The sequence below is a fragment of the Pleomorphomonas sp. T1.2MG-36 genome (genome assembly GCF_950100655.1).
Taxonomy (GTDB): domain Bacteria; phylum Pseudomonadota; class Alphaproteobacteria; order Rhizobiales; family Pleomorphomonadaceae; genus Pleomorphomonas.
This window is the reverse complement of record NZ_CATNLY010000003.1, coordinates 1-25,672: the sequence shown is the minus strand read 5'-3', so window position 1 is coordinate 25,672 and position 25,672 is coordinate 1. Positions and strand designations below refer to the sequence as shown.

The 25,672-nt window shown below is 64.0% G+C and carries 25 protein-coding genes; 13 read left to right on the top strand and 12 right to left on the bottom strand.

From position 1 onward, the window contains the following. Positions 1-5: 5 nt before the first annotated feature. On the top strand, positions 6-923 hold the full coding sequence (locus QQZ18_RS06050; RefSeq protein ID WP_284539100.1) for an arginase family protein: 918 nt from the start codon (positions 6-8) through the stop codon (positions 921-923). Between the two features lie 159 nt (positions 924-1,082). Here QQZ18_RS06050 and QQZ18_RS06045 read toward each other — a convergent pair whose 3' ends face one another. Then, the gene (locus tag QQZ18_RS06045; RefSeq protein ID WP_284539098.1) at positions 1,083-1,751 is read right to left on the bottom strand and encodes an outer membrane protein; all 669 of its coding nucleotides are present in this window, start codon (positions 1,749-1,751) and stop codon (positions 1,083-1,085) included. A gap of 345 nt (positions 1,752-2,096) precedes the next feature. Continuing rightward, positions 2,097-2,570 carry a MarR family winged helix-turn-helix transcriptional regulator gene (locus QQZ18_RS06040; RefSeq protein WP_284539097.1) on the bottom strand — a complete coding sequence of 158 codons (474 nt, stop codon included), beginning with the start codon at positions 2,568-2,570 and terminating at the stop codon, positions 2,097-2,099. 115 nt (positions 2,571-2,685) lie between these two features. Between QQZ18_RS06040 and QQZ18_RS06035 the strand changes: the two genes are divergently transcribed. Next, on the top strand, positions 2,686-3,126 hold the full coding sequence (locus QQZ18_RS06035) for a hypothetical protein (RefSeq protein WP_284539095.1): 441 nt from the start codon (positions 2,686-2,688) through the stop codon (positions 3,124-3,126). Between the two features lie 344 nt (positions 3,127-3,470). On the opposite strand, the gene QQZ18_RS06030 is transcribed toward QQZ18_RS06035, so the two are convergent. Next, positions 3,471-4,073 (bottom strand): TetR/AcrR family transcriptional regulator, encoded by a 603-nt coding sequence (locus QQZ18_RS06030; RefSeq protein WP_284539093.1) that lies wholly within the window; start codon positions 4,071-4,073, stop codon positions 3,471-3,473. Positions 4,074-4,159: 86 nt separating this feature from the next. On the opposite strand from QQZ18_RS06030, the gene QQZ18_RS06025 reads away from it, so the two are divergent. Next, positions 4,160-4,768: an NAD(P)H-dependent oxidoreductase gene (locus QQZ18_RS06025; protein WP_284539091.1), complete on the top strand. Its 609-nt coding sequence runs from the start codon at positions 4,160-4,162 to the stop codon at positions 4,766-4,768. Between the two features lie 52 nt (positions 4,769-4,820). Here QQZ18_RS06025 and QQZ18_RS06020 read toward each other — a convergent pair whose 3' ends face one another. Further along, a complete protein-coding gene (locus QQZ18_RS06020; protein ID WP_284539089.1) occupies positions 4,821-5,390 on the bottom strand; it encodes a hypothetical protein in 570 nt (189 codons plus the stop codon). Positions 5,391-5,580: 190 nt separating this feature from the next. Here QQZ18_RS06020 and QQZ18_RS06015 point away from each other — a divergent pair, with 190 nt between their 5' ends. After that, positions 5,581-6,030 (top strand): acetyltransferase, encoded by a 450-nt coding sequence (locus QQZ18_RS06015; protein ID WP_284539088.1) that lies wholly within the window; start codon positions 5,581-5,583, stop codon positions 6,028-6,030. Between the two features lie 73 nt (positions 6,031-6,103). Here the strand turns inward: QQZ18_RS06015 and QQZ18_RS06010 are convergent, their stop codons facing one another. The 3 genes from QQZ18_RS06010 to QQZ18_RS06000 all read right to left on the bottom strand — a co-directional run bounded on the left by QQZ18_RS06010 (position 6,104) and on the right by QQZ18_RS06000 (position 8,641). Beyond that, positions 6,104-6,337 carry a hypothetical protein gene (locus tag QQZ18_RS06010; protein WP_284539086.1) on the bottom strand — a complete coding sequence of 78 codons (234 nt, stop codon included), beginning with the start codon at positions 6,335-6,337 and terminating at the stop codon, positions 6,104-6,106. Positions 6,338-6,409: 72 nt separating this feature from the next. Continuing rightward, positions 6,410-7,165, bottom strand: coding sequence for a nucleotidyltransferase domain-containing protein (locus QQZ18_RS06005; RefSeq protein ID WP_284539084.1), 756 nt, complete (start codon positions 7,163-7,165; stop codon positions 6,410-6,412). A gap of 666 nt (positions 7,166-7,831) precedes the next feature. After that, a complete protein-coding gene (locus QQZ18_RS06000) occupies positions 7,832-8,641 on the bottom strand; it encodes a phytanoyl-CoA dioxygenase family protein (protein ID WP_284539081.1) in 810 nt (269 codons plus the stop codon). A 527-nt stretch (positions 8,642-9,168) separates the two neighbouring features. Here QQZ18_RS06000 and QQZ18_RS05995 point away from each other — a divergent pair. The 3 genes from QQZ18_RS05995 to QQZ18_RS05985 all read left to right on the top strand — a co-directional run bounded on the left by QQZ18_RS05995 (position 9,169) and on the right by QQZ18_RS05985 (position 10,879). Then, complete coding sequence (locus QQZ18_RS05995) at positions 9,169-9,669, top strand: thioesterase domain-containing protein (protein WP_284539079.1); 501 nt, start codon at positions 9,169-9,171, stop codon at positions 9,667-9,669. A 113-nt stretch (positions 9,670-9,782) separates the two neighbouring features. After that, the gene (locus QQZ18_RS05990; protein WP_284539077.1) at positions 9,783-10,478 is read left to right on the top strand and encodes a DUF433 domain-containing protein; all 696 of its coding nucleotides are present in this window, start codon (positions 9,783-9,785) and stop codon (positions 10,476-10,478) included. Then, positions 10,475-10,879 carry a PIN-like domain-containing protein gene (locus tag QQZ18_RS05985; protein ID WP_284539076.1) on the top strand — a complete coding sequence of 135 codons (405 nt, stop codon included), beginning with the start codon at positions 10,475-10,477 and terminating at the stop codon, positions 10,877-10,879. Before QQZ18_RS05990 ends, QQZ18_RS05985 begins: the two co-directional genes overlap by 4 nt. 116 nt (positions 10,880-10,995) lie before the next feature. Here the strand turns inward: QQZ18_RS05985 and QQZ18_RS05980 are convergent, their stop codons facing one another. From QQZ18_RS05980 to QQZ18_RS05965, 4 genes are all read right to left on the bottom strand, one after another. Next, entirely contained in the window at positions 10,996-11,574 is a 579-nt protein-coding gene (locus QQZ18_RS05980) for a hypothetical protein (protein WP_284539074.1), read from the bottom strand. A gap of 584 nt (positions 11,575-12,158) precedes the next feature. After that, on the bottom strand, positions 12,159-13,355 hold the full coding sequence (locus QQZ18_RS05975) for an efflux RND transporter periplasmic adaptor subunit (protein ID WP_284539072.1): 1,197 nt from the start codon (positions 13,353-13,355) through the stop codon (positions 12,159-12,161). 140 nt (positions 13,356-13,495) lie between these two features. Beyond that, positions 13,496-16,696: an efflux RND transporter permease subunit gene (locus tag QQZ18_RS05970; RefSeq protein WP_284539070.1), complete on the bottom strand. Its 3,201-nt coding sequence runs from the start codon at positions 16,694-16,696 to the stop codon at positions 13,496-13,498. Further along, the gene (locus tag QQZ18_RS05965) at positions 16,690-16,890 is read right to left on the bottom strand and encodes a hypothetical protein (RefSeq protein WP_284539068.1); all 201 of its coding nucleotides are present in this window, start codon (positions 16,888-16,890) and stop codon (positions 16,690-16,692) included. The genes QQZ18_RS05970 and QQZ18_RS05965 overlap by 7 nt, the downstream gene beginning before the upstream one ends. Before the next feature lie 351 nt (positions 16,891-17,241). Between QQZ18_RS05965 and QQZ18_RS05960 the strand changes: the two genes are divergently transcribed. The 4 genes from QQZ18_RS05960 (at position 17,242) to QQZ18_RS05945 (ending at position 23,005) form a co-directional block, all read left to right on the top strand. Beyond that, on the top strand, positions 17,242-17,853 hold the full coding sequence (locus QQZ18_RS05960) for a TetR/AcrR family transcriptional regulator (RefSeq protein WP_284539066.1): 612 nt from the start codon (positions 17,242-17,244) through the stop codon (positions 17,851-17,853). Positions 17,854-18,306: 453 nt separating this feature from the next. Next, a complete protein-coding gene (locus tag QQZ18_RS05955) occupies positions 18,307-18,525 on the top strand; it encodes a BrnT family toxin (protein ID WP_284539060.1) in 219 nt (72 codons plus the stop codon). Further along, complete coding sequence (locus tag QQZ18_RS05950; protein WP_284539058.1) at positions 18,494-18,772, top strand: helix-turn-helix domain-containing protein; 279 nt, start codon at positions 18,494-18,496, stop codon at positions 18,770-18,772. Before QQZ18_RS05955 ends, QQZ18_RS05950 begins: the two co-directional genes overlap by 32 nt. Before the next feature lie 237 nt (positions 18,773-19,009). Next, positions 19,010-23,005 carry a hypothetical protein gene (locus QQZ18_RS05945; RefSeq protein WP_284539056.1) on the top strand — a complete coding sequence of 1,332 codons (3,996 nt, stop codon included), beginning with the start codon at positions 19,010-19,012 and terminating at the stop codon, positions 23,003-23,005. Positions 23,006-23,017: 12 nt separating this feature from the next. Here the strand turns inward: QQZ18_RS05945 and QQZ18_RS05940 are convergent, their stop codons facing one another. Continuing rightward, the gene (locus tag QQZ18_RS05940) at positions 23,018-23,821 is read right to left on the bottom strand and encodes an AraC family transcriptional regulator (RefSeq protein WP_284539055.1); all 804 of its coding nucleotides are present in this window, start codon (positions 23,819-23,821) and stop codon (positions 23,018-23,020) included. Positions 23,822-24,002: 181 nt separating this feature from the next. On the opposite strand from QQZ18_RS05940, the gene QQZ18_RS05935 reads away from it, so the two are divergent. Both QQZ18_RS05935 and QQZ18_RS05930 read left to right on the top strand, forming a co-directional pair. After that, a complete protein-coding gene (locus QQZ18_RS05935; RefSeq protein ID WP_284539053.1) occupies positions 24,003-24,692 on the top strand; it encodes an O-methyltransferase in 690 nt (229 codons plus the stop codon). A gap of 806 nt (positions 24,693-25,498) precedes the next feature. Then, the coding region (locus QQZ18_RS05930; protein WP_446728615.1) for a helix-turn-helix domain-containing protein at positions 25,499-25,672 on the top strand (174 nt) is incomplete at its 3' end.

Here is a 25,672-nt window from a genome sequence, read left to right as displayed (position 1 = left end):
GACACATGACCGACACCACATCCTTCCTCGGCCTGCCCAGCCACCTCGCCGAGAGGCGGCCGCGGGCGATGATCTTCGGCGCCGGCCATGGCAGCGCCTATGCCGGCCGGCCCAGCCGCTCGGTCACGGCGGCGGCGGCCATCCGCGCGGCGAGCCGCGACGACGCGCCGCTGGTCGGCCACTGGGACTTCGATCTCGGCGGGCCGCTGTTCGGCGACGAGCCGGTGTCCTGCGTCGACATCGGCGACGTGGCGACCGCCGCCGAGGATGGCGCCGGCAACCGCGCCGCCATCGCCGCGCAGACGGCGGAGGTGCTCGACGAGTCCGCCGTGCCGATCCTGTTGGGCGGCGACGATTCCGTGGTGATCCCCTTCCTGGCCGGCTTCGCCGGGTATGCCGAGGTTCGGGGCCCGATCTGGGTGTTGCAGATCGACGCCCACATCGACTGGCGCGACGAGATCCTGGGCGAGCGCCACGGCTATTCCAGCCCGATGCGCCGGGCGAGCGAGATGGCCCACGTTCGGGGCATCGTGCAGGTGGGCATGCGCGGCGTCGGCAGCGCGCGGGCCGAGGAGATCGAGGCGGCGCGGCGCTTCGGCAGCCACCTGGTGACGGCGCGCGAGATCCACGCCGCTGGGGTGGAGGCGGCGCTCAGGCTCATTCCCGAGGACGCGCGGGTGGTGATCACGCTCGATTGCGACGGGCTCGACCCCGGCATCATGCCCGGCGTGGCGGCGCCGAGCCCCGGCGGCCTCACCTACACCGAAACCATCGACCTGATCGCCGGCGTGGGCCGCCGCGCCTGGATCGCCGGCTTCGACATCGTCGAACTCGCCCCCTCCGCCGACGTCGGCAACCTCTCGGCGCTGACCGCCGCGCGGCTGGTGACGAACGCGATTGGCGCGGTGGTGCGGCAGGGGTAGGGGGCTGCGACGGTGGGCGGTAGGAAGGGGCGGGGAGGGTAATGTCGGGCCCGCTCCACATGGCGAGGGCGGACGCGTCACCGGCCGAGGCTCCTGCAACGAGAAAACCGGCCGGATGGTTCCGACCGGTTGCGACGCTGTCTCGAAAAGTGGCCCGGCTCAGAACTTCATGCCGACGCCGACGCTGACGACATGCTGGGAGAGTTCCGCTTCCCAGTTGCCGAACTGCCGCTCGAAGAACTTGTTGTAGCGGTATTCGGCACGCCCGAAGAGGCTCTCGGTGAACGCATAATCGGCACCGGCGCCGACCGTCAGGCCTTGCATGTAGTGGTGTAGGGTGCCGCTCTTCGAGGCTCTCTTGTATTCGTCGACGACGCGCGTCGTCACGTAACCGGCCGTCGTGTAGAGCAGCAGGTTGTCGAAGGCATAACCGACGCGGCCGCGAATGGAGCCAGACCAATCGGTGCTGTACCGGTCCGTTCCGATATAGGTGTTGGTCTCATCGAACGTGTTTAAGGTCTTGCCGTTGTCTCCGTTATAGGACAAGTCGCCTTCCAACCCGAGCACGATGTTGTTGACCTGCTCCTGGTAGCCGGCGAACACGCTGACATGCACCCCGGGCAAGTCTTTCGTATCATTGAAGAACAGGGTGCCATCGGCACGCGTCAGGTCGCCGCCGCCGGTGACGCCGAACTGCATGCCGGTCCAGTCGATGGTCCGCGTGGTTGCCGGCTGCTCGGAAATACTGGGCCGAAGCACGTCCATATCGGCGGCCGATGCCGTCGACACCGTGAGAGCTGCGACCGTGGCCGCAAAAGCGAGACGCATGAATTTCCCCTTCCTGGGTGGCCGATGACTGCCGGGACCGTCGGGTCCGCGCCTTTCCGTCATCGACTTGGCGCTCGCGTCGACCGGTCCAGCAGCGAACCCCGTCGAACAATTGGTTACAAATTAAGGTTGATGGTTGGTTAAGGTTGTGCGTGCTGAAGGCACATCCTATCCGTTTTGTGCATGAGCATTAATCCGGATGGGGCCTGAGGCTGAGTTTTGGACAGTGGAGAACCAGAGGCGGCGCCTCGCGCGGCCGGCTTCTCCCGGTCGACGCTCTTCTCCCGTTTTAAGCCGATGCAAAACCGGCACCCACTTTTGCTGGAACTGCATTAGGATTGACCGCTACCGCTCGGTTCCCTCGTCCTCCGCTTCCAGCCTTGCCCTGAGCGTATCCAGCACGCGGCGGGCGGTGGCGATGTCTTCCGTGGCGAGGCCGTCGGCCAGGGCGGCGGCGCGGGGCGTGTAGAGGCGCAGCGCCTTCTCGTAGGCCTGCCGCCCCTTGTCGGTGAGCACCACGAGGTGGGCCCGCTTGTGATGCGGGTTGGGCTCGAAGGCGACGAGGCCGTCCTTTTCCAGCTCGTTGACGATGCGCTGCACGTTCTGCCGGTTGGCGCCGAGGTCGCGCGCCAGCCAGGCCACGGGGCGCGGCCGGCGGGCATAGGCGATGGCGCCCAGCATCTGCCAGCGGGCGCTGGTCAGGCCCAGCGGCGCCACCATGCGGTCGCCCCAGGTCAGCGTCAGGTTGTTGGCCCGGAACAGGGTGAGGATCAGCCCGGTGAGGGCGTCTCCGGCGGGCGTGCGGCTGTGCTCGGTCATTGGCATCATCGATCCGAATTGACATTATGATGTCAAATATGCATCCTGATGACGATACGGCCTCGGCGCCACCGATGCAAGGCGGCGAGGGGTCGACTGTCCGGGGTGACCGACCATGAAGACACTGATCCACCCGCTGGCCGGAACGCTGGCCATGCTGACCATCGCCGCCTTCTGGCTGTCGACGGCGGTGTCCGAACTCGCCGGCACGCCCGAGACGGTAACCCTGGTGAAGACCGCCATTCCCTGGGGCTTCCTGCTGCTGATCCCTGCGCTGATGGCCACGGGGGCGTCGGGCCTCAAGCTGGCGCGAGGGCGGCGCGGCGGGCTGATCGGCGTCAAGCTCCGGCGCATGCCGATCATCGCCGCCAACGGGGTGTTGATCCTGGTGCCCGCCGCGCTGTTCCTTGCCATGAAGGCGCGCGGCGGCGCGTTCGACGTGAGCTTCTACGCCGTGCAGGCGATCGAGCTGGTGGCCGGGGCGACCAACCTCTTCCTCCTGTCCCTCAGTCTGCGCGACGGCTTCAGGCTGAGCGGGCGGCTGCGGCGGAGGTGAAGGGGAGGCCTATATGGGCCGATCGTTCCATCCTGCCTGAGGTCCACCTTGAATTCGCGCGCGAATTCAAGCGGCCTGCGCGAGGATGACAATGTATTGATATAAAACAAAGGGGTATGGCGATGCGCCCGGCGCGCGACGTTGCGCCTTCCATAAGGGCAGGCAATCAGGGCGCGGGGCTCGTGGGCGGATTATCCCGCTGTTCTCTCTATATAAATCGTCATCCTGCGCGTGAGGCGCAGGACCTCGGGCCGCAAAGAGCATGGAGCTGATATCGGGCGCCCTCCACAAGGCGACGGCGGATGCACTGCCGGCCGAGGTTCCAGCCCGATGCCGCGCCCGGCTCAGGACTGGCGGCCGGTCATCGACATGATGATCTCGGAAAGCTCCGCCTTTGCTTCCTCCGGCATTATGTCGGCCGAGGCTGCGGCTTGGGACAGCGCGTCGGCCGCGCCGAGCATGGCCCAGAAACCTGCGTTGCCCATGCCCCGCCCGCCAGCGAAGGGCGCGAGGATCTCTCGGCACTTTTCGATGAAGGCGAGCTGGTAATCCTTCTTGATCCGCTCCAGTTCCGGCGAGCCGGCCAGCGCGGAGAGAATGCCCGGCATCTCGCGGCCCTGCGTCAGCACGCAGTCGACATAGGACGCGGCAATGACCGTGGCCTTGTCCGTGAGGGTCGGTCCGCTGACGGCGAGCGCCGCGTCGATCACGGCGGTCTGCCGCAGGTCGAAATCCTGATAGAGCTTTGCCAGCAAGCCGTTGCGGGTGCCGAAATGGTCGTAGACCACCGGCTTTGCCACGCCCGCCACCTGAGCGAGCCGAGGCAGAGTGAGCGCATCGGTGCCTTCCTCGCGAACGACCCGCCAGGAGATGTCGATGAGATGACGCAGCCGCTCCGCGCGGCTGAGGCGAATGCGCTTGGGCGGCGCGGCTGGAGGCAGGGCCATTGACATCCACTATATACCAAAGGTAACTTACCTAAAGTATATAGCCGCAACCAGCGCCGCGCAATCGACCCGGCAGGAGAAATGTCATGCACGCCACCATCGTCGTTTCCAATCCCGTTCGCGGGTCGCTGACGCAGGCGATCGCGCGCAAGGTGTCGGAAGGGCTGGTCGCGTCCTGCGACCGGCACAGTTTCGAGATCGTCGACCTCGCGGCGGAGGGTTTCGATCCGCGCTTCACCGCGCGGGACGCCGCCGTTCTCCTGCGCGAGGCCGATCCCTCACCGGAGGTGGTGGCCGAACAGGCCCGGCTCGACCGGTCCGATGCGCTGGCGCTGGTCTATCCGGTCTACTGGTGGTCGATGCCCGCCCTCATGAAGGGATGGATCGACCGGGTGTTCACCAACGGCTGGGCCTATGACGACAGGCCGGGCCGGGGCATCGTGAAGAAGTTGGGCCGCCTGCCGGTCCACCTGATCGCCATCGGCGGCGCTGGCCGGCGCACCTACGACCGGCACGGCTATGCCGAGGCGATGAAGGCGCAGATCGAGCATGGCATCTTCGACTATTGCGGCGCACCGGTGGCGTCGTCGAACCTGCTGCTTCTGTCGGATGAAGGCGCTCCGGATGCCTTGCTCGACAAGGCGCGGGCGATCGGAGAGGCGATGTTCGCCGCCAGGCTGGCCGATTGCGCCTGAGAGCGGCGGTCGATTGGCGCGGCGGCGAGGTCCGGGTTTCGCGGCCCGCCCCTCAGCCGGCGATGATCGCCAGCACCGGCGCACGTGCGTCGGCGGCGATGCCGTGGGCGTCGAGGGCGTTGGTCAGAAGCGCGGCGTCGTGGCCGTGGTCGTGCAGCCAGCGGGCGATGAGGGCCGCCTTGTCCTGGCGGTCGCGGGAAAGTTCGGTGGCCAGCCTCAGTTCGGGCGCCACCGCCTTGATGCTTCTCTCGCCCATCTCGATCTCGCGGAAATGCGTCCACGGGCCGCTGCCCCGGGCCTCGATGAAGCCGGATTCGGTGGGCGTCTCCACCGTGCTGGCGTCGACCTCGACGCCGTCCACCTCGTAGGCGGCGTAATATTGCCCGCCGCAGTCCAGCCATGTCGGCGGCGTCAGGCAGCGGAAGGCGGCGAGCGCCCGGGCGAAGGTGTCGATCTCGGCGCGCGTCCTGACCAGGAAATCCACGTCGGCCGGCTGCAGCGGCACGCCGCGCAGCAGGTCGGCGGCGGTGCCGATCAGGCGGTAGTCGAAGCTCCCCTCCCGCTCCACCAGATCGAGCACGGTGGCGAGCGTGTCGCGCAGTTGCCCCGTCGTCAGCATCATGAGACCGATCCTCCCGCCCTGATGTTATCAGGGTTGCGGCGCGCGCGAGTGCGGTCTTATGCGTGTATCGGGCGGGGTGAGGGCATGTCGGCGGCTTGCCCGAGATCCCTCATGTCGACAGAGGCGGCGGCCTCATCTGCCGGAAACGAATGGCCGTGGCGGATCGATGGCCGAGACGGTAAGAAGCGGCATGTTCAAGCTTCGCCCATCGTCCGGTCGCGATGTCGACCGCATCCTCGACATCTGGCGCCGGGCCGTCGACGCCACCCACGATTTCCTCCTGCCCGAGGACAGGGCGGCCATCGAGCGCGAGGTTGCCGCCTTCTTTCCCGAGGTGAGCTTCGTGCTGGCCGTCGATGCGTCCGACACGCCGCAGGGCTTCATGGTCCTGCAGGACGGGCATCTCGAAGCGCTGTTCGTCGATCCGGACCAGCGCGGCAAGGGCATCGGCAAGGCCCTTGTGCAAGCGGCGCTCGCCGACCATCCAGCCCTGACCACCGACGTGAACGAGCAGAACCTCGACGCCGCCGGGTTCTATCGGCGCATCGGCTTCGAGGCGACCGGCCGCTCGCCGCTCGACGGACAGGGGCGGCCCTATCCGCTGATCCATCTGCGGTATCGCGCGCGACCGGCGGAGTGACGACGGCCGAAGGGAGCCGCCGCTGCATGCATTGGGATGGAGCCGGCGCCGGAAGCGCCATGTCCGGACGCGCTCAGGCGCTGGCGAACGTCACCGTCACGCCGCGCTGGCGGAAGTAGGCCTGCATCAGCTTGCGGCCGGAGCGGTTGCCCTGCGGGAGCCGGGTCGGATCGAAGACGGCTTCCTTCACGCCCGCCTCGGCCAGCGCCGCCTTGAGCGCGGCGATGTGCAGGTCGAGATCGGAGTTGTCCGCCTGCAGGGAGGCGTAAACCTGCTCCATGGCGTCTTCTAAGGTCGGTTGGCTCACGGTTCGCTCCTGTCGTGGGTGTGGCGGTGCCCGCCTGTTCGCCCCGACCTATCGTGATGAAACGCCGCGCCGTCAATGGGGGACGTCGCCGGAGGGCAGCCGCGCGCTCATGGCCGCATCGGATCGGTAGCCGTCGAAACAGCCGCCGCCGTGGCGGGCCAGCTCCCGATCGGTCAGCGACAGCAGCGCGGCCGGCTTGCCGAGCACCGCGCCCTTGAACGCCTCGGTGGCCGCCTCGGCAAGGCGCGGGTCGAGCCGATGGAGCAGGCGAGGGCCCCATTTGCCGTTGCCGGTCCAATGGCCACGCCCGAGCAACATCAGGTCGATCAGGCGCGGGTAAAGCTGCGCGGCGGTGGCGGCGATCTCGGCGGGCGGGCGTTCGGCGCGCAGGTCGTCGGCAAGGTCGGTCAGGGTGTAGCGCAGGGCATCGAGCGGCGCGCCGGCGAGCGGCTTCGGCCCGGTGGCGAGCACCTGCCGCGCGCGTTGCTGCAGGACGGCGGCCTCGGCCGGCGCGTCACCGAGGATGACGCCGTTCGCCACCATGTCGACCATGACGGGAACGCCGCGCTCGGCGTCGTTCTGCAAGAAGTAGGCGAGCGTTTCGGGATCCTGCACGAAGGCCTCGATGGGAAAGCCGTCGAGATGGAAGGACTCCCGCCATGCCCGCTCGAGCCTGGGATAGAGGACGACCATGTCGATGTCGGAGAAGGCGTTGCCGTCGCCGCGCAGGATCGAGCCGGCCACGAACAGGTGCGATGCGCCCGTGAAGCGGGTGGCAAGGCATTTGCGGCCGGCCGCCAACGCGGCGTCGATGCGATCCTTCTGCATGCTGTCGTCCTCCATCGGGCGGGACGCGGCAGGCACAAAAAGACCCGCTCGCATCCGGCGGGTCGATCGGTCTCGTCTGAAGCCACGCTAGCTCATGACGCAACCAACCGCCGCGCGGCGGTGGTCGAGGACGTCGAGAGGGAGAGCGTGGTGGCCATGGAGGGAGGCTAGCGCGGGGGCGGGATTTGTCAACTGCTGCGAGTGGTGGAGTGAGGAGGGAAGGGGAGCCCTATATCGGCGGCGAGCCTCCTCCTGCCTGAGGTACACCTTGAATTCGCTCGCGAATTCAAGCGGCCTGCGCGAGGATGACAAATCTATATAGAGGGAGGTGGAGCCTTATATCGGCCGATCGCCATTTCCGGCTTGAGGTGGACCCTGATTTCGTGCGCGAGCTCAAGCGGCCTGCTCAAGGATGGCAGCATGATGCGGGTGGGGAGCCTTCGTTCCGGAAGTGTACTGAAAGCATGAGCAAATCATTGTTTTCTATCAATTTTCTGTCATCCTCGCGCAGGCGAGGACCTCAGGCAGAATGAGGCGCGGAGGGCAATATCGGGCTCCCCAACGACAGGGCCGAAGGCCCCCCAACACGCCACCGCCGCCGGCCCTTTCGAACCGGCGGCGGATGGTGCTTGCGGATGTCCGCGCCTCGGCGCGAGGCGACCTGGCTTACCCCGGCGTTCCCACCTCGGGGAAGGTCAGCCCGCAGGCCCGGCGGATGGCGATCTGCACCGGGGAGGGCGGCAGGGCGGGATCGAACTCGCCCCTCGGCAGCAGCGGCGGCTGGGCCATGAAGCGCGGCTCCTTGCCCCGATGCGGTTGCGCCGCATGGACGACGAACGGGTGGCACAGGAAGACGGTGCCTGCCGCCCCGGTCGCCAGTTCCTCCTCGCAGCCTTCCGTGGAGGCGTAGCCGTCCGCCGACAACTGCCTCAGCGTCGCGCCCCTTTCGCCATGGGGCAGCAGCTCGCGCGCGATGACGGCGTGCGAGCCTTTCCGGATCCGGGTCGGCGCGTCGTTGGGGCCGACATCGGAGAACAGGAACAGCATCAGCAAGGCGCGTCCGCTGCTCTTCACATTGGCCCGCCACTCCATGAAGTCCGGGCTGTCGCCGAAGCTCATGTCCACATGCCAGCCGTCATCGCCGGGGGCGTCCGGCGAGGGAAAGCGGATGGGGAAGGTTCCCAAGCCCATGGGCGCGCGCCAGCGACCCTCGCCGACCAACTGGTCGTAGGCTTTCACGAGCTGGGGCGTGTTGGCGACGTCCACGAAGGGGCGCGAGGATTTCGACGCCACCCGAATGACGGGGCGGACCCACGTCTCGGGCTCGCTCGGCGACAGGCCGATCTCCGCCCATAGCTCGTCCCTGCATTGCCGTGCAAGGTCCGTGCTGAAGGCGTTGTCGATCCTGACGAAACCGTCGTCAATGAAGCTCTGGACCTGACCGGAGGTCAGGCCGATAGGATTGCTAGAAGGCATTGAACACACTCATTCCTTCGGCCGCCATATCAGTGGGGCCGTCTTGATCCGAATGGCGCAAGCGCGCCGGCACGACTGTCAGTCGGTCAGATCAGCGGGAAGAATGTGGACATGAACATCTGGGGGACCACGTGTTGGTGTGGGCAGGGCGCATCACGACACGAGGCCGCGTCGCATGATGCCGTATGCATAGCACATATCGGCGGTGGAAAACAGGGGCGCGCGGTGGCGACGATGGTTCCGTGGTGGAGGAGCCCCATATCGGCCTATTGCTTCTTCCTGCCTGAGGTCCTCTGTCTTCGCAGAGGAGGACAGTATGATGGGAACAGGAGACCAGCCGAAGAGCGTTGCGCCATCCGATGCGCGACGCTCTATCCAGAGAACGACGCACTATCCCGCTGTTTCCTATATATAAAGCTGTCCTCCTCTGCGAAGGCAGAGGACCTCAGGCAGGAAGAGGCGCCGCCGTTGGGATAGCTTGCTCCCGCCTTGCCCTGTCAGGGCAGATGCGCTGGAGCGGCCACGCGATGGAACGAGACGATCTGGAAATCTATCTGCACCAGCAGATCCCGCTTACCAAGGCCATGGGCATGTCGGTGCGCGCCGTCACCTCGGACACCGTCACGCTGTCCGCCCCGCTCGCCCCCAACATCAATCCCAAGGGCACCGGCTTCGGCGGCAGCGCCTCGACCCTTTGCATTCTCGCGGCTTGGTCGACGCTGCACGTCCGCCTGATCGACGCCGGCCTGCCGTCCGAGATCGTCATCCACTCCAACGCGATGGAGTATCTGCGGCCGATACGAGGGGAGTTCGTGGCGACGGGCGCGGTGAGCGCCGAAGCCGATTGGCCGGGGTTCGTGAAGACGCTGGAGAGCCGGAAGAAGGCGCGGATCGAGATCGACGCGGGGCTGAGCTGCGGGGACGAGGCGGTGGGGGTGTTCCGGGGGCGGTTCGTGGCGTTCTTGAGGGAGGGGAGGCTAACCGCCGGGAACGCTGACGGGGTATTGGCCTCGCGTGTTCCCCTCTGAATTGATCGTGAGCATGCCAACCCGTTTCGCCTATTGCATCGGGCTTGCGATCCCCCCCATATGGAAGCTAGCCCATTGATGCTTCTTTTCCGAATTTGGGCTCGAAAGCTGAAATGACCGCTGATACCTCGCTTATTGGAACTGGCCTGTATAGCTTGCCGCAAGCCTCACGGCTTGTCGGGGCGAATCCACGCTCTGTTCGCCGTTGGCTGCTGGGGTACGGCAGGAAATATCGTGGCGAGAGTCGGATTTCACAGCCGCTTTGGCGTACGCAGCTTGCGGATGAAGATCTTCCTGAGCCCACAATTGGTTTTCGAGATCTACTTGAGCTCAGGTTAGTGAATGCTTTTGTCAAACACGGGGTTCATGTCAGCGTCATTCGTGCAACTGCAGACGCTGCTCGCGAGAGATTCGGTGGTGAGTATCCCTTAACCATGAGGCGCTTTCTCACCGATGGGAAGCGCATCTTCGCTGAAGCGATCGATGCTGCTGGCGGTACGCACCTAATAGAACCTGCCGGTAGGCAGTACGTCTTCTCCGAGATTGTCACACCGTCTCTATATGCCGGGATCGACTACGAAGGCGATGCTGCCCGCAGGTGGTTCCCTGATAAGGGAAAGGCGGTGGTCCTGGACCCGGCGATCCAGTTTGGCGCCCCTATTCTCAGCGGCGCTGGAATACCGACGGACACGCTCTATGCTGCGTATAAAGCCGAGGATGACGACAAGAACGCAGTCGCTAGAATCTTCGATATCGATCCACGGCAGGTCGAGGCTGCGATACGATTTGAGGAGCGGCTGGCAGCTTGAAGGTCTTTTTCGACAATAACCTGTCTCCACACATGGCCCACGCCATGCGGGAGTTGTCGTCTACAGAGCCTGATGTCTCAGAAGTCATCCACCTAAGGGATCGGTTTGCGCCGAACACGCCTGATATCCACTGGATCACCTCGCTCGACGGAGCTTGGGTCATTGTTTCTATCGATCGTTTCACGAAGAACAACGACGCGGAGAGGGCAGCACTCCGCCGAGCCGGGCACACAGTGTTTGTTCTGGACAAACAGTGGTCAGAAAAGAAGTATTGGCTGAAAGCGGCGCAGTTGGTTCTTTGGTGGCCACTGGTACTCGGCCAAGCGCGAATAGCTGAAGGTGGCTTTCGAGTCCCTTGGAAGCAATCGGGCCAGACTAAACTGCAAACTTTGCGTTTGTAGCGAGACACCCTTTACTTTTCCATCCGCTGTCATCCTCTGCGAGGGCAGAGGAGGACAGTTATATATATGGGGCACAAGCGGATAGCGCGGCGCGCTCTGGTTTTTCTCAATGCCGCTTACAGTCTTCGGGCGCTTTCAACGAACAGGCCCCACGAGGTTCCGCGTCCGGTCACGACGATCTGCGTGCCGGGGCTGAGGCTATCGGTAAACTCGGGCGGGAAGTTGCAGAGCGTGCCGTAGTGCGGCGACAGGTACTCAAGTTCGACGGCATATCCGCACCGCTTGATCGGGTAGGGCTTTACGTCCTTGACCACGAACGTCATTTCCATGTCGTCGCCAGCGAGTGTGGCGGCGGCCAGGGGGACTGTCGTGATTGTCGAGTAGTATCCGCAAACCGCAAGGAAAAGGCACGATAGAAGGACGGCCGGTGTGCCTTGGCCATCCCTGTCGACTTGCCGGATTCTGCCGATATGCCGGAACATCAGCCAGCAGGACAGCGAGGTCGCAAGGGCTACAACGAGAGCGACCATTTTTATCGTGATGGCAAAAGATGGAGAGGGCAGCCATTGGATGTGGGCGGCGTTCAGGAAGACGGGGAGAACCATCAGGATCCCGACGAGCACGTAATAGAGGCCGAGCCACTTGCAATAGGCGGGAAGCTTCGTCGCGGGCCCTGTCACCGTCGTCATCGTCAAGCGTCCACTCCGGATGGTGGCGTCACTCAATTCCTTGGCAAGGCGTAGCACGCTTGACGGGTGGTGCGCCAGCAATGCGGGAGGTGGGGAAGGGGGAGACCTATATCGGCCGATCGCCCCTTTCTGCCTGAGGTCCTCGCCTGCGCAAGGATGACGGATCTATATGGAGGGAAGAGGGCGCGCTATATTGGCGGGTCGCCCCATCCTGCCTGAGGTCCTCGCCTGCGCGAGGATGACGGATCTATATGGAGGGAAGGGGAACGCTATATCGGCCGATTGCCTCTTTCTGCCCGAGGTCCTCGCCTGCGCAAGGATGACAATTTATATATATGTTTCAGGTTGATAGTGCGTCGTATCACTGGACGTAGCCTCGCTTTCCATTTCGGCTCGCCGCCCTATCCAGCTTTCTCCCGCTTCCATCACGCTGTCATCCTTGCGAAAGCGAGGACCTCGGGCAGGAAGAGGCGCGCGGGCACTATCGGCCGCCCTTGCAACACCCATGAAGGATACCGCCCCCCAAACACACCACCGCCGCCGGCTCTTTCGAACCGGCGGCGGATGTCGCTCGCGGGGTGTCGGCGGGACTACCGCGAGGCGAGCTTTTCCGGGGTCGGCAGGGGCTGCACCGGCACCCCCGGCCAGATCTTCTGGAGGTTGCCGGAGATGATCAGGTCCTTCTCCGTGAGGCCTGACAGGATGGCGATCTGGTTGCCGTCGGTGCGGCCCACCTCCACCATGCGCTGTTCCACCATGCTGTCCTTGCCGACGACGTAGACGAATTTGCCGAGCTGGCTGGAGCCGAGGGCCACTTGCGGGGCCATCAGCATGTCGGGCTGGCTGCCGACGGAGAGGCGCAGGTGGACGTATTGGCCGGGCAACAGGTCGAAGGCGGTGTTGGCGATGGTGGCGCGGGCGGCGACCGTGCCGGTGGAGGCGTCGAGGCGGTTGTCGATGAAGGTGAGCTTGCCGGCGTAGGGCTTGCTGCCTTGCTGGCCGGGCAGGGTGATTTCGGCCGTCACCTCGCCCTTGCCGAGCGCGGCCTTGATGGCGGCTAGCTCCTTTTCGGCCGGGTTGAAGGCGACGTAGACGGGGTCGAGCTGCACCAGCGTGTTGAGCACCGTCTGGCCGGAGGTGACGAGCGTGCCCACCGACGCCGCGCTGCGACCGACGCGGCCGGCGAAGGGGGCGCGGATGGTGGACCGCTCGATGTCGAGCTCGGCCGCCTCGACGGCTGCCCTGGCGATGGCGATGGCCGCCTCGGCCTGGCGCAGCGAACTCGTCCGCTGGTCGAAGCCGTCTTTCGCCAGGAAGCCCTTCTGCGACAGCTCCTCGCCGCGCTTGAGGCTGGAGCGGAGATAGTCGCCCTGGGCGGTGTCGCGCTCGAGCTGCGCCTGGGCCTCGGCGAGCGCCGTGCGGGCGTCGCGGTCGTCGATGACATAGAGCACGTCGCCGGCTTTGACGTCGGCGCCGTCGGCCACCACGCGCTCCTTCAGGTAGCCGGTGACCTTGGCCTGCAGCGACACCGACTGGATGGCCTCGGTGCGGGCGGGATAGTCGAGATAGACCGGCAGCGTGCGCTTGGCCACCTTCTCGACGGGCACCGGCATGGCCTGCATGGCCGGGGCGGCGGGGGTGGCGGCCGCCGGGGGGGCGAGGAGGTCGCCAAGGGGCAGGCGCGCCTCGACGTAGGTCCGCACCGCCGGGTGGAACAGGCTGGCGCCGCCGGCCAGAACGGCCAGTGTCAGGAGGGAGGCAAAGGGGCGTCTCTTGAGCAAGGACATGGCGGAAACTCCGGTCAAACCAATTCGCGAAGATGCTGACGCATCCGCTCATTGAAATCTTTGCCGATTTCTCATTTGCGTCAGTGGTATGAGAAATCGGCAAGCCGAATACCGAGAGGCATTTTCAATGCATCTCGGTATCACTCGGCGGCCTTGGACAGGTCGATGTCGTCGGCCTCGTTGGCGGCCACGGGATGATGGGCGTGATGGAAGTGGGCGGCGTCGCGCTCGACGGCGGCGGGGTTCCACCGCTCGCGCAGGCGCTCGATCACCACGTAGAACACGGGGGTGAAGACCATGGTGAGCACGGTGGCCGCCAGCATGCCGCCCACCACCGTGGTGCCGAGCGACTGCCGGCTGGCGGCGCCCGCCCCGGTGGCCAGCATCAAGGGCACCGCTCCCAAGATGAAGGCCAGCGCCGTCATCAGGATGGGGCGGAGGCGCAGGCGCGCGGCCTCGGTGGCCGCCTCGACGATGCCGAGCCCGTCGTCGCGCCGCCGGCGGGCGAACTCGACGATCAGGATGGCGTTCTTGGCGGCAAGGCCGATCAGCATGACGAAGCCGATCTGCGAGTAGACGTCGATCTGCATGCCGCGCCACTGGATCGCCCCGAGCGCGCCGAACAGGGCGAGCGGCACGGTGAGCAGCACCACGAAGGGCATGGTCCAGCTTTCGTACTGGGCGGCGAGGATGAGGAAGACGAAGACGATGGCGAGGATGAACACCGCCGTCGCCGCCGATCCGGCCTTCAGCTCCTGGAAGGTGATGCCCGTCCACTCGTAGCCGAAGTCGCGCGGCAGCGTTTCGTTCGCCACCCGCTCCATGGCGGCGATCGCCTGGCCCGACGAGAAGCCGGGGGCCGGGCCGCCGTTGATCAGCGCCGAGGCGTTGGAGTTGTAGTGCGGCACGGTTTCCGGACCCACGGTGGGCTTCAGTTCACCCAGGGTGGAGAGCGGCACCATGCCGCCGCTGGCATTCCTCACATAGAGGCGCGTCAGGTTGGTGGCCGAGGAGCGGGCGTCCTGGTCGGCCTGCAGCGTCACGCGGAAGGTGCGGCCGAACAGGTTGAAGTCGTTGACGTAGAGCGAGCCGAGATAGATCTGCAAGGTGTTGAAGATATCCGGCAGGCTGAGGCCGAGGAGCTTGGCCTTGTTGCGGTCGAGGTCGTAGACGAACTGCGGCGTCGAGGTGCCGAAGCTTGAGAACAGCTGGTGGGCGTTGAGTTCGGGCTGCTGGCGGGCGGCGGCGAGCAGGCCCTGCGTGGCGTCGTTCAGCGCCTGGCTGCCCTGTCCCGTCAGGTCCTTCACCTGGAACTCGAAGCCGCCCGTGGCGCCGAGGCCGGGGATGGACGGCGGATCGAAACTGAGGGCGAAGGCGTCGGGGATGGCCATCAGCTTGGGCCGGACTTCCTCGACGATGCGCGAGGCGTGCTGCTCGGGCCCGCGCTCTTCCCACGGCTTCAGGATGGCGAACTCCACCGCCGCGTTGGACTGCGCCGCCGACGTCAGGAAGTTGAGGCCGGAGATGGCGCCGACGATCTCGATGCCCGGCGTCTTTTCCAGGATGTCGCGCACCTGTTCGGCCACGGCGTTGGTGCGTTCCAGCGAGGCGCCGTCGGGCAACTGAACCACCACGAAGAAATAGCCCTGGTCTTCCACCGGCAGGAAGGTGGAGGGCGTGCGGCTCCACAGCCAATAGGTGGCGCCGATGGTGACGACGAACAGGGCGAGCACCAGATAGCGCGCCTTCACCAGCACGCCGACGCTGGCGGCATAGGCATGCGACATGGCGCCGAAGGCCGCGTTGAACCAGCGGAAGGGCGGGAAGCGCACCGGCCCCTGGTGGCGCAGGAAGGCGGCCGACAGGGCGGGGCTCAGCGTCAGCGAGTTGAAGGCGGATATGCCGACCGAGATCGCCACGGTGAGCGCGAACTGGTTGTAGAGCTGGCCGGTGACGCCGGGAATGAAGGCGACGGGGATGAACACCGCCATCAGCACCGCCGTGGTGGCGATGATGGGGCCGGTGACCTCGCTCATCGCCTTGCGCGTGGCGGCGAGCGGCTTGAGGCCGGCCTCGATCTGCCGCTCGACGTTCTCCACCACCACGATGGCGTCGTCGACCACGAGGCCGATGGCGAGCACCATGCCGAGCAGCGAGAGCATGTTGAGCGAGAAGCCCAGAAGCTCCATCACCACCAGCGTGCCGATCAGCGACACCGGAATGGCGATGGCCGGGATGACGGTGGTGCGCCAGCTTTGCAGGAAGACGAACACCACGGCGATGACCAGCACCAGCGCCTCGCCCAGCGTCTTCAACACGTCGTCCATCGACGCCTGCACGAAGGTGGTGGTGTCGTAGTGGATGGCGTAGGCGATGCCGGCCGGGAAGCGCTTGGACAGCTCCTCCATCCTGGCCTTGACGCCGGCCTGCAGGTCGAGCGCGTTGGAGCCGGGCATCTGGAACACGCCGAGCGCCACCGTGGGGTCCTTGCCGAAGAAGGCGGAGGAGGAATATTGCAGCGCGCCCAGCTCGATGCGGGCGACATCCTTCAGGCGCACCACGGCGCCGCTCGGCCCATCGGCGCGCAGCACGATGTCGCCGAACTCCTCGGGGCTGGAAAGACGGCCGACGGCGTTGACCTGCATTTCGAAGGCGGTGCCGGCGGGGGCGGGCGCCTGGCCGATCTTGCCGGCGGCCACCTGCACGTTCTGTTCGGCAATCGCCGCTTGCGCATCGACGGCGGTGAGGCCGAGGTTGGCGAGCTTGTCGGGGTCGAGCCAGACGCGCATGGAATAGCGCCGCTCGCCGAACACCTGCACGTCGCCGACGCCGGGCACCCGCTTCAGCGGATCGAGGATCTGCAGGGCGGCGTAGTTGCTGAGCGCCACCGGATCGACCGAGCCGTCGGGCGAGGTGAGGTTGACGATGAGGACGAAGTTGGGGTTCTGCTTCCTCACCGACACGCCCGTCTGGTTGACGATGGCCGGCAGCGAGGAGGCCGCCTGCGACACGCGGTTCTGCACGTCGACGGCGGCGGTGTTGATGGGGTAGCCGACGTCGAAGGTGACGGTGATGGTCGACGAGCCGTCGTTGGAGCTCGACGAGGACATGTAGGTCATGCCCTCGACGCCGTTGATCTGCTGTTCCAGCGGGGTGGTCACCGTGTCGGCCACCACCTGGGCGCCGGCGCCGGGGTAGTGGGCGGACACCACCACCTGCGGCGGCGATATCTCCGGAAACTGGGCGACGGGCAGCAGCACGTAGCAGATGGCGCCGGCCAGAACCATGATGATGGCGATGGCCGAGGCGAAGATCGGCCGTCCGGTGAAGAAGTTTACCATGCGCAGGCCTCGCCGCGACCGGTGGCGGCCGCCATCCAGCAGGGAACCGTCTCGTCCCTGCCGCCGTTGAGGTAGCGATCGCCCACCGCGCGCAGCTCGCGGCGCAGCCGCTCGGGGTGAACCCGGTCGGCCCGCATGACGGTGAGCACCAGCGGATCGCGGAGGAGTTCGTCCAGGGTGAGTTCGTGCTTCATGGCAGGTCTCCTGCGCGCCGGGCGGTCGGTAGGGGTAGACTTTGCTGGGCATCGGGTTGGTCCGAAAACCGGAAGGCCACTTTTTGGCCCGATGCTTGGTTCTTCGTTTGGCATCGGGCTGGTCCGAAAACCGGGGACCACTTTTCGGCCCGATGCTTGGTTCTTCGTTTGGCATCGGGTTGGTCCGAAAACCGGAAGGCCACTTTTCGGCCCGATGCCTGGACTAAATGCGTAGGGGGTCGTTGCCGCACCCGGTGGGGGCTGGCCTTGACGCGTTGGGAAGGGGGTGTTACCTGTCAGTAACACCCCGGACGTTACAGATCGGTAACATGGGCGTCAAGGCGCCTTGGCATGATGGATAATGACGAAATGGTGAGCGGGTGCGTGAAGAGGCCGCGCGAGCGGATCATCGACACGGCGCAGCTTCTGTTCCGCAAGCACGGCATCCGCGGCGTCGGCGTCGACGCCATCGCCGAGGAAGCGGGCACCAACAAGATGACGCTCTACCGCCACTTCGGCTCCAAGGACGAGCTGATCGCCGAGTGCCTGCGCGAAACGGCCCGCACCGCCGCCCCCTTCTGGCGCGACCTCGAAACCAACCACCCCGGCGACCCCCTGGCGCAACTGCACGCCTGGGTGCGCGCCGTCGCCTCCTACGCCAGCATGGAAGCCGGCGGCTGCGACCTCGTCACCGCCGCCTTCGAACTCCCCGAACCCGACCACCCCGCCCGCCTTGTGGTGGAAACCTTCAAGCACGACCAGCGCGAAAAGCTGGTGGGGCTGTGCAGGGAGGCGGGGATCGCCGAAGCCGAGAAGCTGGCCGACACGCTGAGCCTCTTGCTGGAGGGGGCGAGGGTGAACCGGAGGAGCGTGGGGCCGGATGGGCCGTCGGCCCGGTTTGTGATGCTGGCGGAGGCGGTGATCGCGTCGTTTAGTGCGGCGAGCGGGAAGGTGGGGGCGTAGGGGGGGGCGTGAGGGGGCGTAGGGGCGGAAGCCTCGCCCAGCCCACCGCACCAGTGCCGCCCTATATCAGCCAATCGCCCCATTCTGTCCGAGGTCCTCGCCTTCGCGAGGATGACAGGAAATTTATATATAACATAGGTTTAGCGTAGAGCTCTTCGCTCGACGTCCGGTCTCCTGTTCCTATCACGCTGTCATCCTCGCGCAGGCGAGGACCTCAGGCAGAAAAGAGCGCAACGCCGATATCAATCTCCAGCGCGCCAGCGCCTCGCCGCCCCCATCAAACTGTCCTCCTCTGCGAAGGCAGAGGACCTCAGGCCGAAAGAGGCGCAGCGCCGATATCGGGCTCCCACCAACTCCCATTGCAGCCTATACGGAAATCCCGTATACTTCCCATCTATGACGTCGGAACGGTTCGATCCAGCCAAAGACGCGACCAATCGCGCGAAGCATCAGTTGCCGCTGGCCTTTGGCGATCGCATCTTCGAGGACGACGACCACCTGATCATCCCTTCCATCCGCGAGATCGACGGTGAGGAGCGGTTCAAGGTGGTGGGGATCGTCGAGGGAAAGCTGTTCACCGGCGTCTTTGTCTGGCGGGACGACCTGCCGCGTTTCATCTCGGTGAGAAGGAGCAACAAAGGTGAAGAACGATCCTATCGCGCTGCCTGCTGATCCCACCGACGCCGAGGATTTCGACGTGACGGTCGAGGCCTTGGACCGAGCCCAGCGCGCCCGCCTGATCCGCAAGACGCGCACCGGCCTCGGCCTCACCCAAGCCGAATTCGCCAACCGCTTCCGTGTCCCCGTCGGCACCCTGCGCGACTGGGAACAGGCAAGGGCAACCGCGCCAGACTTCGCCATCGCCTATGTGAGGGTGATCGGCTTGCATCCGGACATGGTGGCGAAGGCAGTGGCGTAGCGCGCATTGTCGAAGCGACAGCGAGACTGACTGCTGCTCTTGATTGTCAAACTCCAGCACTCAGCACCAGAAAACGTAATGTTCTCGCATGGGTTACTGACGCGCGTCCACTCGACGTCTCACTGTGGTGGAAAGCCACAAAATCCGAACGCAACATGTTAGAGGGACGCGCTAAACGGGTGGATACTTGTCCAACAGCCTTAGGGTACGCGAAGGCGTATGGTATATGCAGTGACGATGTCTGAGTTCTATATCAAGCGTCGTTTTCGCCTTGGTGATAAGGTTTTGACTGAAGCGGAGCTACTGCTTCAGAGCGGCCCCATTATTGTTCTCGCGGAACCCGGCGCTGGGAAGACGCGCGTCATGCGTAGCATGGCGACCTCCCTGGGAGCCAAATGGGTTCGTGCTAGCAGATTCCGTAACACTCACTATACCCCGAAGCGGGGTCCGCTTGTGATCGACGCCATGGATGAAGTGGCGAAGATTGGGGGAGAAGCACTGAATGACATCGTGGAGAAAGCCCAGGCACATGCGGATGGGTTGGTGATTTTCTCCAGCAGATCGGGTGAGTGGGAAAAATCACGATCTAAGTATGTTGAAGAGTGCTTCGGCACAAAGCCCAAGACGGTGCATCTCGACGCCTTCAATCTAGACGAACAAAGAGCGCTTTTCGCTTATGTGTTCCCAGAGGAGGACTTTGACGATTTTGTACGGGAGGCAAGTCGTTGTGACCTTAATCCCTTGCTTTCCAACCCAGAATTTCTCCAATTTTTCGGCTACGGATATATAGAAAACAATCGCCGCTTTGACAGTAAACAGCGGGCGTACTCCGACGCCGCGCGAAGGCTCGCTCAAGAAAGCAACGAAAGTCAATCAATGCGCGGCAGGCCGGAGGCGGCAACCTTGGTTCGTCAAGCCGGTAGCGTTTTCGCGCGACTTTTGCTCTCTGGTGCTTCTGGCGTCTCTCGTGTCGAGAAAATCGACGATCGCGAGTTCCCTTACGTCGACATCGTGGACGGCGAGGTTGAAGGCGGACTAGACCATCTGCTTGATTCGAAGCTGTTTCGCCCCGCTGGCGATGCAAATGAGCATGAACCATTCCATCGAATATTAGCGGAATACTTGGGCGCGAACTACCTGACGGAACATATCGCCGACGCGGGAAGCGGTCTTTCCTTGCGTCGCTGCTTTGCGATTATTGCGCCAAACGGCGTCGTCCGAGACGAACTGAGAGGTATGCTTGGCTGGATGGCCGCTCTGGGAGGCGACAGAGTGCAACGTGCGGCAATTGACCTCGATCCATACGCGGTTCTGTCGAACGGAGACCCTGCGCAACTTCACACGGCCAACAAGATTCACCTGATACGTAAACTACAAGAAGTGGCTGAGACCGATCCTTATTTCCGACGTGGTGACTATTGGCGCTCATTCAACGTCGGCAACTTTTTCTCAGAAGATGTTGTGGACGCTCTCCGTCCTATACTAGCCGTGGGAGGGTCCTATAATCTCCGGACGCTGGTTCTTGATCTACTAAACGGTACTTCGGCCATTGCATCTCTGGTTCCGGAGCTGGAAGCCATCTTGTTGGATCCAACCACGGACTCATACAGCCGGATTTTCTCTATGCGGCTGCTTGTCCAGATATCCACTTATACGGTTGGAGAGCATTTCGAGACGCTGATCGCACAAGGCGACCCAGCCGCGCTCCAAGCCCTTGCTGAGTATGTAGAAGCGAAATCCGGCGACGTTGTGGGGGAAGGCCGCCTGCTGGCTTTGCTTCGTGCTTGCGCTGCACTATTTCCGAAAGCTGATACCGCAGCTCGGCGCGATGGGATGTCCAGATACTTCATCAAGCACTTGCTGCGGGAGCTTAAGTTCCATGATATTGGAATGCTACTCGACGCGATCACCTCAGACATCAGTTGCACGTGCATGCCACGGCATGAATACAGATGTCACTGTCGGGATGGCATCAGTAAGGTCGTTGGCGGTCTACTAGACCGATACTTTACGACAGTGCCGGGCCCATATGATGCTAGGCGCGTGTGGAGCTGGGTTAAGGACCTTCGTTTCACGCGTCACATCGAAGCTGATGCCAGCGCGGCGGTTGCGGTGCTAAGGAAGGATCACAAGCTTCGTCGCGCTATTCAGAAAGTGGCATTTCTTGGGGCGACCTCTAGCGACATCGCCGAAAGACTAGACCATCTTTTCTATGCCGACCGCACACACTCGGGAGTTCGGTACGAGCTAGAAGATATCGACGCCGCGATCGCGGACGCTTTCTCGGAAGGCAACACATTATTGTGGGATGCGCTATGGCGCCCACACTCTCCATATAATCAGCACCGCGGCCCGGACGCACACCGGAAAACTATGCGCGCTCAAGCCAACAACAATTCTGATTTCATGCGGGTCTGGGCGTCACGAGATCGTATTGCCAAGGCATATTGGCGCCGCACCCGCGACAGTTGGGAGGGACGCCGTAAACGCCACCAAAAACTTGCTGCAGAGCAAGAGGCCAGTCGGCTTGAGAGTCTGCGCCAAAACCGCGCGGCTATCGAAGCTGGACAGCATTGGTGGTGGCTGCAGCACATTGCGCATCGCTATCTCTACGAGCCAGATAAACTGGCGGACTTTGTGGGCGATGTTGAGATTGCGCATAAAGCCCTGCGGAACTGCCTTCCGTTCCTAAACGAGCATGTGCCTTCGCTTGAAAGCTTGGCGGCGCATAAGTGGGGCGGTGTTGCCATGGCGCTGTATGCTCATTGCCTCTTGCATTATCGAGAGAAGGGGAACTTGGACGGCATCCAGCAAAGAATACTGGAGGCCGCCAAAACGCAGGCTGGGAACATTGTGGGTATGGCTGAGGGCGAGGCGGAGGCCTTCGAGGCTGAAATAGACCGTCTAATCTTCACGACAGCGAGTGATATCGAAACGTTCGCGAAGCGGTACATCGAACCAACCCTCAGGGACGACGAGCCCGACTCCCCAACGAACGTCGGGTGGCTCACCTACAAAGGGGCGTTTCAGGGAATTAGTGCTAAGCTCTCAACGGCATGGCTCCGAAGCTATCCCGACATGCCCTATCATGCCGAAACCTCGCTCTTTGAAATCGCTGCCAGTCACGCGCCACGCGATGAGCTTCTCTCGATAGTTCGGGAACGTCTGCTCAAGCATGCGGCGCCACTTCCAAGTGGTGCTCTGGAACGCGACATTCATCGTCGTGAGTTCTGGCTGCTCAACGCTTTTATTTTTCTGGAAGGTGATGTTGCGTGGAACATCCTAAAGCAAAATCGAGATAGCTTGCTTTTGATTGCCGCGCGCATGGATCGGTTTGGCAGCGAAGATGGCGCCGACTCGCCTCCCCTATCACCCCGGAAGAACTATCAGATACTGGAGGCTTTCGTTGATGAATGGCCTCCGGTAGATCTACCGGATTCATATGGGAGCGACAGTCCGAAGGAGGAGCGGGCGTATCGCTACTTGCGCGAGATCCCCGGCCGTATCAGTCGTGGTCCGCCCGACGAAGCCCTGCCTATCCTTGACAAGTTATTGGAGGACGACCGGTTCATCGCGTACCGCGCCGACCTTATCGGCGTTCGCGCAGTAGCGGCGCGGCGTCACGCGCTACAGCATTTCCGAGCGCCTTCACCTTCCGAAATTTCGGCGTTACTAGAGAAGCAAGGCATTGCCAGCGTTGAGGACATGCGCGCCGCTGCGGTCGAAATGCTGCAAGACGTTGAGGCGCAAATCCGAACATCCGAAACGGACACGATCAGGACGTTCTACCCAGCGGGGACACGAGTGGACGAGAACACTGCTCGCAGTCTCATTGTTGACCAACTGCGTGCGCATCTGCGTGCCAGCAACATGGCTGACGCGATAGAATTCCATATGGCTGGGGGCAATCGCTGCGATATCGCTGCTCTTGCCATGATCGAGCGCAAGAGGCGGCTTCTGACAATAGAAGTGAAAGGCCAGTGGCACAGTGCGCTGTTTACTGCGGCTGCAGAACAACTGAGTACACGATACTCCAGCAATCGGGACGCGGAGCAGCAAGGCATCTATCTGGTGCTTTGGTTCGGTCCGGATGAACTGGTAGCGGGCCGTAAAAACACAATTTTTCGCACACCGAGGGAGCTGAAGCAGGCGATAGTTGAACAGATGCCTTTAGAGCTACGCCGCCGAATTGATGTCGTAGTGATAGACCTTACCCCAAGAGCGTCTGACTAATATCCCCCTACCTCACCCGAACCGCTCCGCCATGTACCGCCCCGGCGCCATGCCCAGCGTCTTCCTGAACATGGTGACGAAGCTGGGCAGGCTTTCGTAGCCGAGGTTGGCGGCGACGTGCTGGATGGGGGTGCCGTCGGCCAGCCATTGGACGGCGAGCATGATGGAGAGGCGCTGGCGCCAGCGGCCGAAGCTGAGGCCGGTTTCGGCGGCGATGCGGCGGGCCAGCGTGCGTTCGCTGAGGCCGGCGCGCCGGGCCCAGGTGGCCAGCGGTGCGCGGTCGGCCGGGGTGGCCAGCATGGCGTCGGCCAGCCGGCGCAGGGCGGGGTCGGCCGGCATGGGCAGGTTGAGGTCTTCCACGCTGGCGGCGGCCATCTCGTCGATCAGCACGGCGAGCAGGCGCGTGTTGACGCCGCCTTCCTCGTAGAGCGGCGGCAGCCGGGCGCCGCGTGTCATCAGCTCGCGCAGCAGCGGGGTGACCGACACGGCGCAGCAGGCCGGCGGCAGGCCCAGGCCGAGCGCGGGATCGACGAAGGCGTTGTAGCCTTCCAGCATGCCGCTCATCCGGACGGCGTGGCGCATGCCGCCGGGAATCCAGATGGCGCTGCGCGGCGGCACGATCCACAGCCCGGCGTCGACCTCGCAGGTGAGCGCGCCGCCCTGCACCAGGATGAACTGCCCCTTGGCGTGGCTGTGCGGCGGCAGCTCGATGTCGCTGAACCGGTCGGCGACGAAGCCGTAGATCACCACCGGCCGGTGCACGGTGTCGGGGTCCAGCCAGTCGGTGGTGTGGCGTTGTTCGGTGAGTATGGGCATGCCGGAAGGATTGTCCGGCGCGGCATCTTTGGCAAGATCGAATAATAATCTGTCAGGGCTTCGTAATGACGCCACGCCGGGCGCGGGTTAATTTGGCTCCAGCAGTTCCCTTTTCCAGACCCGCCCGGCCGTTGGCGATGCCGCCGGGACCGATCCGGACCTCAGAGCCGAAAGGATGGCCATGAACGCCCTGACCAACACCCCCGTCACCGGCGCGCTCGACCGGTTGCACCGCGACGCGGCGGCCTCCGACCTCGGGCTGATGGAGGCGATGGCCAAGGCCTTCGCGACGGCCCCCACCGGGCAGGCGATCGCCAACCTTCTGGCCGAGGAGCGGGCGGATTACCGGGGCGTCTGCCAGGGGCTGTCCGGCAATTTCCTGTCGGTGTCGCCCGCCTACGGCCGCTTCCTCTACATGACGGCGCGGGCCTGCCGGGCGCGGCGGATCGTCGAGTTCGGCTCGTCCATGGGCATTTCCAGCATCTATCTCGCCTCGGCGCTGCGCGACAATGGCGGCGGCAGGCTGATCGGCAGCGAGGTCGAGACGTCGAAGGTGGTGCGGGCGCAGTTCCACCTGGGCGCCGCCGAGCTGGGCGACCTCGTGGAGATTCGCGAGGGCGACGCGCTGGAAACGCTTGCCGACGTCGGCGGCCCGGTGGACATGCTGCTGCTCGACGGCGCGCTGTCGCTCTACCTGCCGGTGTTGAAGCTGATCGAGCCGCACCTTGCCCCCGGCGCCCCGGTGCTGGCCGAGAACGCCTTCGCCGAGGACTATCTCGACTATGTCGGCGACCCCAGGAACGGCTATCTGACGCTGCCGCTGCCGATCGACCGGGGGCGGGGGAACGTCTATTCGGTGCGGGTGGGGTAGGGGGATGGAACCTGATAGGGGCCGGGGCGATTTCTCGTCCTGAGGTCCTCTGCTTTCGCAGAGGATGACAGGAAATTGATATGAAACAAAGAGTTGCGTTGCATTTCCGGCGCGCGGTCGGTGAGCGAAAGAGGCTCCCGCTCGCATCATGCTGTCCTCCTCTGCGAAGGCAGAGGATCTCGGGCCGGAAGGGGCGAGGGGGTGATATCGGGTTCGCTTGTTTCATGGAGCGTGATATGGGCCGAAGCGATTTCTCGTCCTGAGGTCCTCGCCTGCGCGAGGATGACAGTTAATTGATATGAAACAAAGAGTTGCGTTGCATTTCCGGCGCGCGGTCGGTGAGCGAAAGAGGCTCCCGCTCCCATCATGCTGTCCTCCTCTGCGAAGGCAGAGGATCTCGGGCCGGAAGGGGCGAGGGGGCGATATCGGGCTCTGTTGTTTCTTGGAGCTTGATAGGGGCCGGAGCGACTTCTCGTCCTGAGGTCCTCGCCTGCGCGAGGATGACAGTTAATTGATATGAAACAAAGAGTTACGCGTCGCGTGTGGGCGCTCGGTTTCGCCCTCCATTGGGGCGGGCGATTGCGGCGCGCGATGCCGGAGCGAAGCTCGCGCGCGGCCTATCCCGCTGATCCATATATATAAATTGTCATCCTTGCGAAGGCGAGGACCTCGGGCCGGAAGGGGCGAGGGGGGGATATCGGACTCTGTTGTTTCAGGGAGCTTGATAGGGGCCGGGGGGATTTCTCGTCCTGAGGTCCTCCTTGGACTCACGATTGAAGTGCAACACCTGGTAAGGTGTTGCTGCGATGGGACAACATTACTCTCAGCTCTCGTTGCGGGAGCGAATGACGGTCGACCTTCTCCACCGGGAAGGGCTATCGGTGCGAAGCATAGCGGCGCGGCTTGAGAGATCAGCATCGACGATCAGCCGCGAGCTCAGGCGCAATGCCAAGCCGACCAAACGGTGGTCCGGCCCCTAC

Coding starts and splice junctions, on each gene's coding strand:
- QQZ18_RS06015 (WP_284539088.1), top strand. CDS start 5,581: ATGTTCAAGCTTCGCCCATCGTCCGGTCGCGATGTCGACCGCATCCTC.
- QQZ18_RS05975 (WP_284539072.1), bottom strand. CDS start 13,355: ATGTCCTTGCTCAAGAGACGCCCCTTTGCCTCCCTCCTGACACTGGCC.
- QQZ18_RS05940 (WP_284539055.1), bottom strand. CDS start 23,821: ATGCCCATACTCACCGAACAACGCCACACCACCGACTGGCTGGACCCC.
- QQZ18_RS06020 (WP_284539089.1), bottom strand. CDS start 5,390: ATGATGCTGACGACGGGGCAACTGCGCGACACGCTCGCCACCGTGCTC.
- QQZ18_RS06035 (WP_284539095.1), top strand. CDS start 2,686: ATGAAGACACTGATCCACCCGCTGGCCGGAACGCTGGCCATGCTGACC.
- QQZ18_RS06025 (WP_284539091.1), top strand. CDS start 4,160: ATGCACGCCACCATCGTCGTTTCCAATCCCGTTCGCGGGTCGCTGACG.
- QQZ18_RS05965 (WP_284539068.1), bottom strand. CDS start 16,890: ATGAAGCACGAACTCACCCTGGACGAACTCCTCCGCGATCCGCTGGTG.
- QQZ18_RS05960 (WP_284539066.1), top strand. CDS start 17,242: ATGATGGATAATGACGAAATGGTGAGCGGGTGCGTGAAGAGGCCGCGC.
- QQZ18_RS06000 (WP_284539081.1), bottom strand. CDS start 8,641: ATGCCTTCTAGCAATCCTATCGGCCTGACCTCCGGTCAGGTCCAGAGC.
- QQZ18_RS05990 (WP_284539077.1), top strand. CDS start 9,783: ATGACCGCTGATACCTCGCTTATTGGAACTGGCCTGTATAGCTTGCCG.
- QQZ18_RS06040 (WP_284539097.1), bottom strand. CDS start 2,570: ATGACCGAGCACAGCCGCACGCCCGCCGGAGACGCCCTCACCGGGCTG.
- QQZ18_RS05945 (WP_284539056.1), top strand. CDS start 19,010: ATGTCTGAGTTCTATATCAAGCGTCGTTTTCGCCTTGGTGATAAGGTT.
- QQZ18_RS05935 (WP_284539053.1), top strand. CDS start 24,003: ATGAACGCCCTGACCAACACCCCCGTCACCGGCGCGCTCGACCGGTTG.
- QQZ18_RS06045 (WP_284539098.1), bottom strand. CDS start 1,751: ATGCGTCTCGCTTTTGCGGCCACGGTCGCAGCTCTCACGGTGTCGACG.
- QQZ18_RS06005 (WP_284539084.1), bottom strand. CDS start 7,165: ATGCAGAAGGATCGCATCGACGCCGCGTTGGCGGCCGGCCGCAAATGC.
- QQZ18_RS06050 (WP_284539100.1), top strand. CDS start 6: ATGACCGACACCACATCCTTCCTCGGCCTGCCCAGCCACCTCGCCGAG.
- QQZ18_RS06030 (WP_284539093.1), bottom strand. CDS start 4,073: ATGGCCCTGCCTCCAGCCGCGCCGCCCAAGCGCATTCGCCTCAGCCGC.
- QQZ18_RS05995 (WP_284539079.1), top strand. CDS start 9,169: ATGGAACGAGACGATCTGGAAATCTATCTGCACCAGCAGATCCCGCTT.
- QQZ18_RS05970 (WP_284539070.1), bottom strand. CDS start 16,696: ATGGTAAACTTCTTCACCGGACGGCCGATCTTCGCCTCGGCCATCGCC.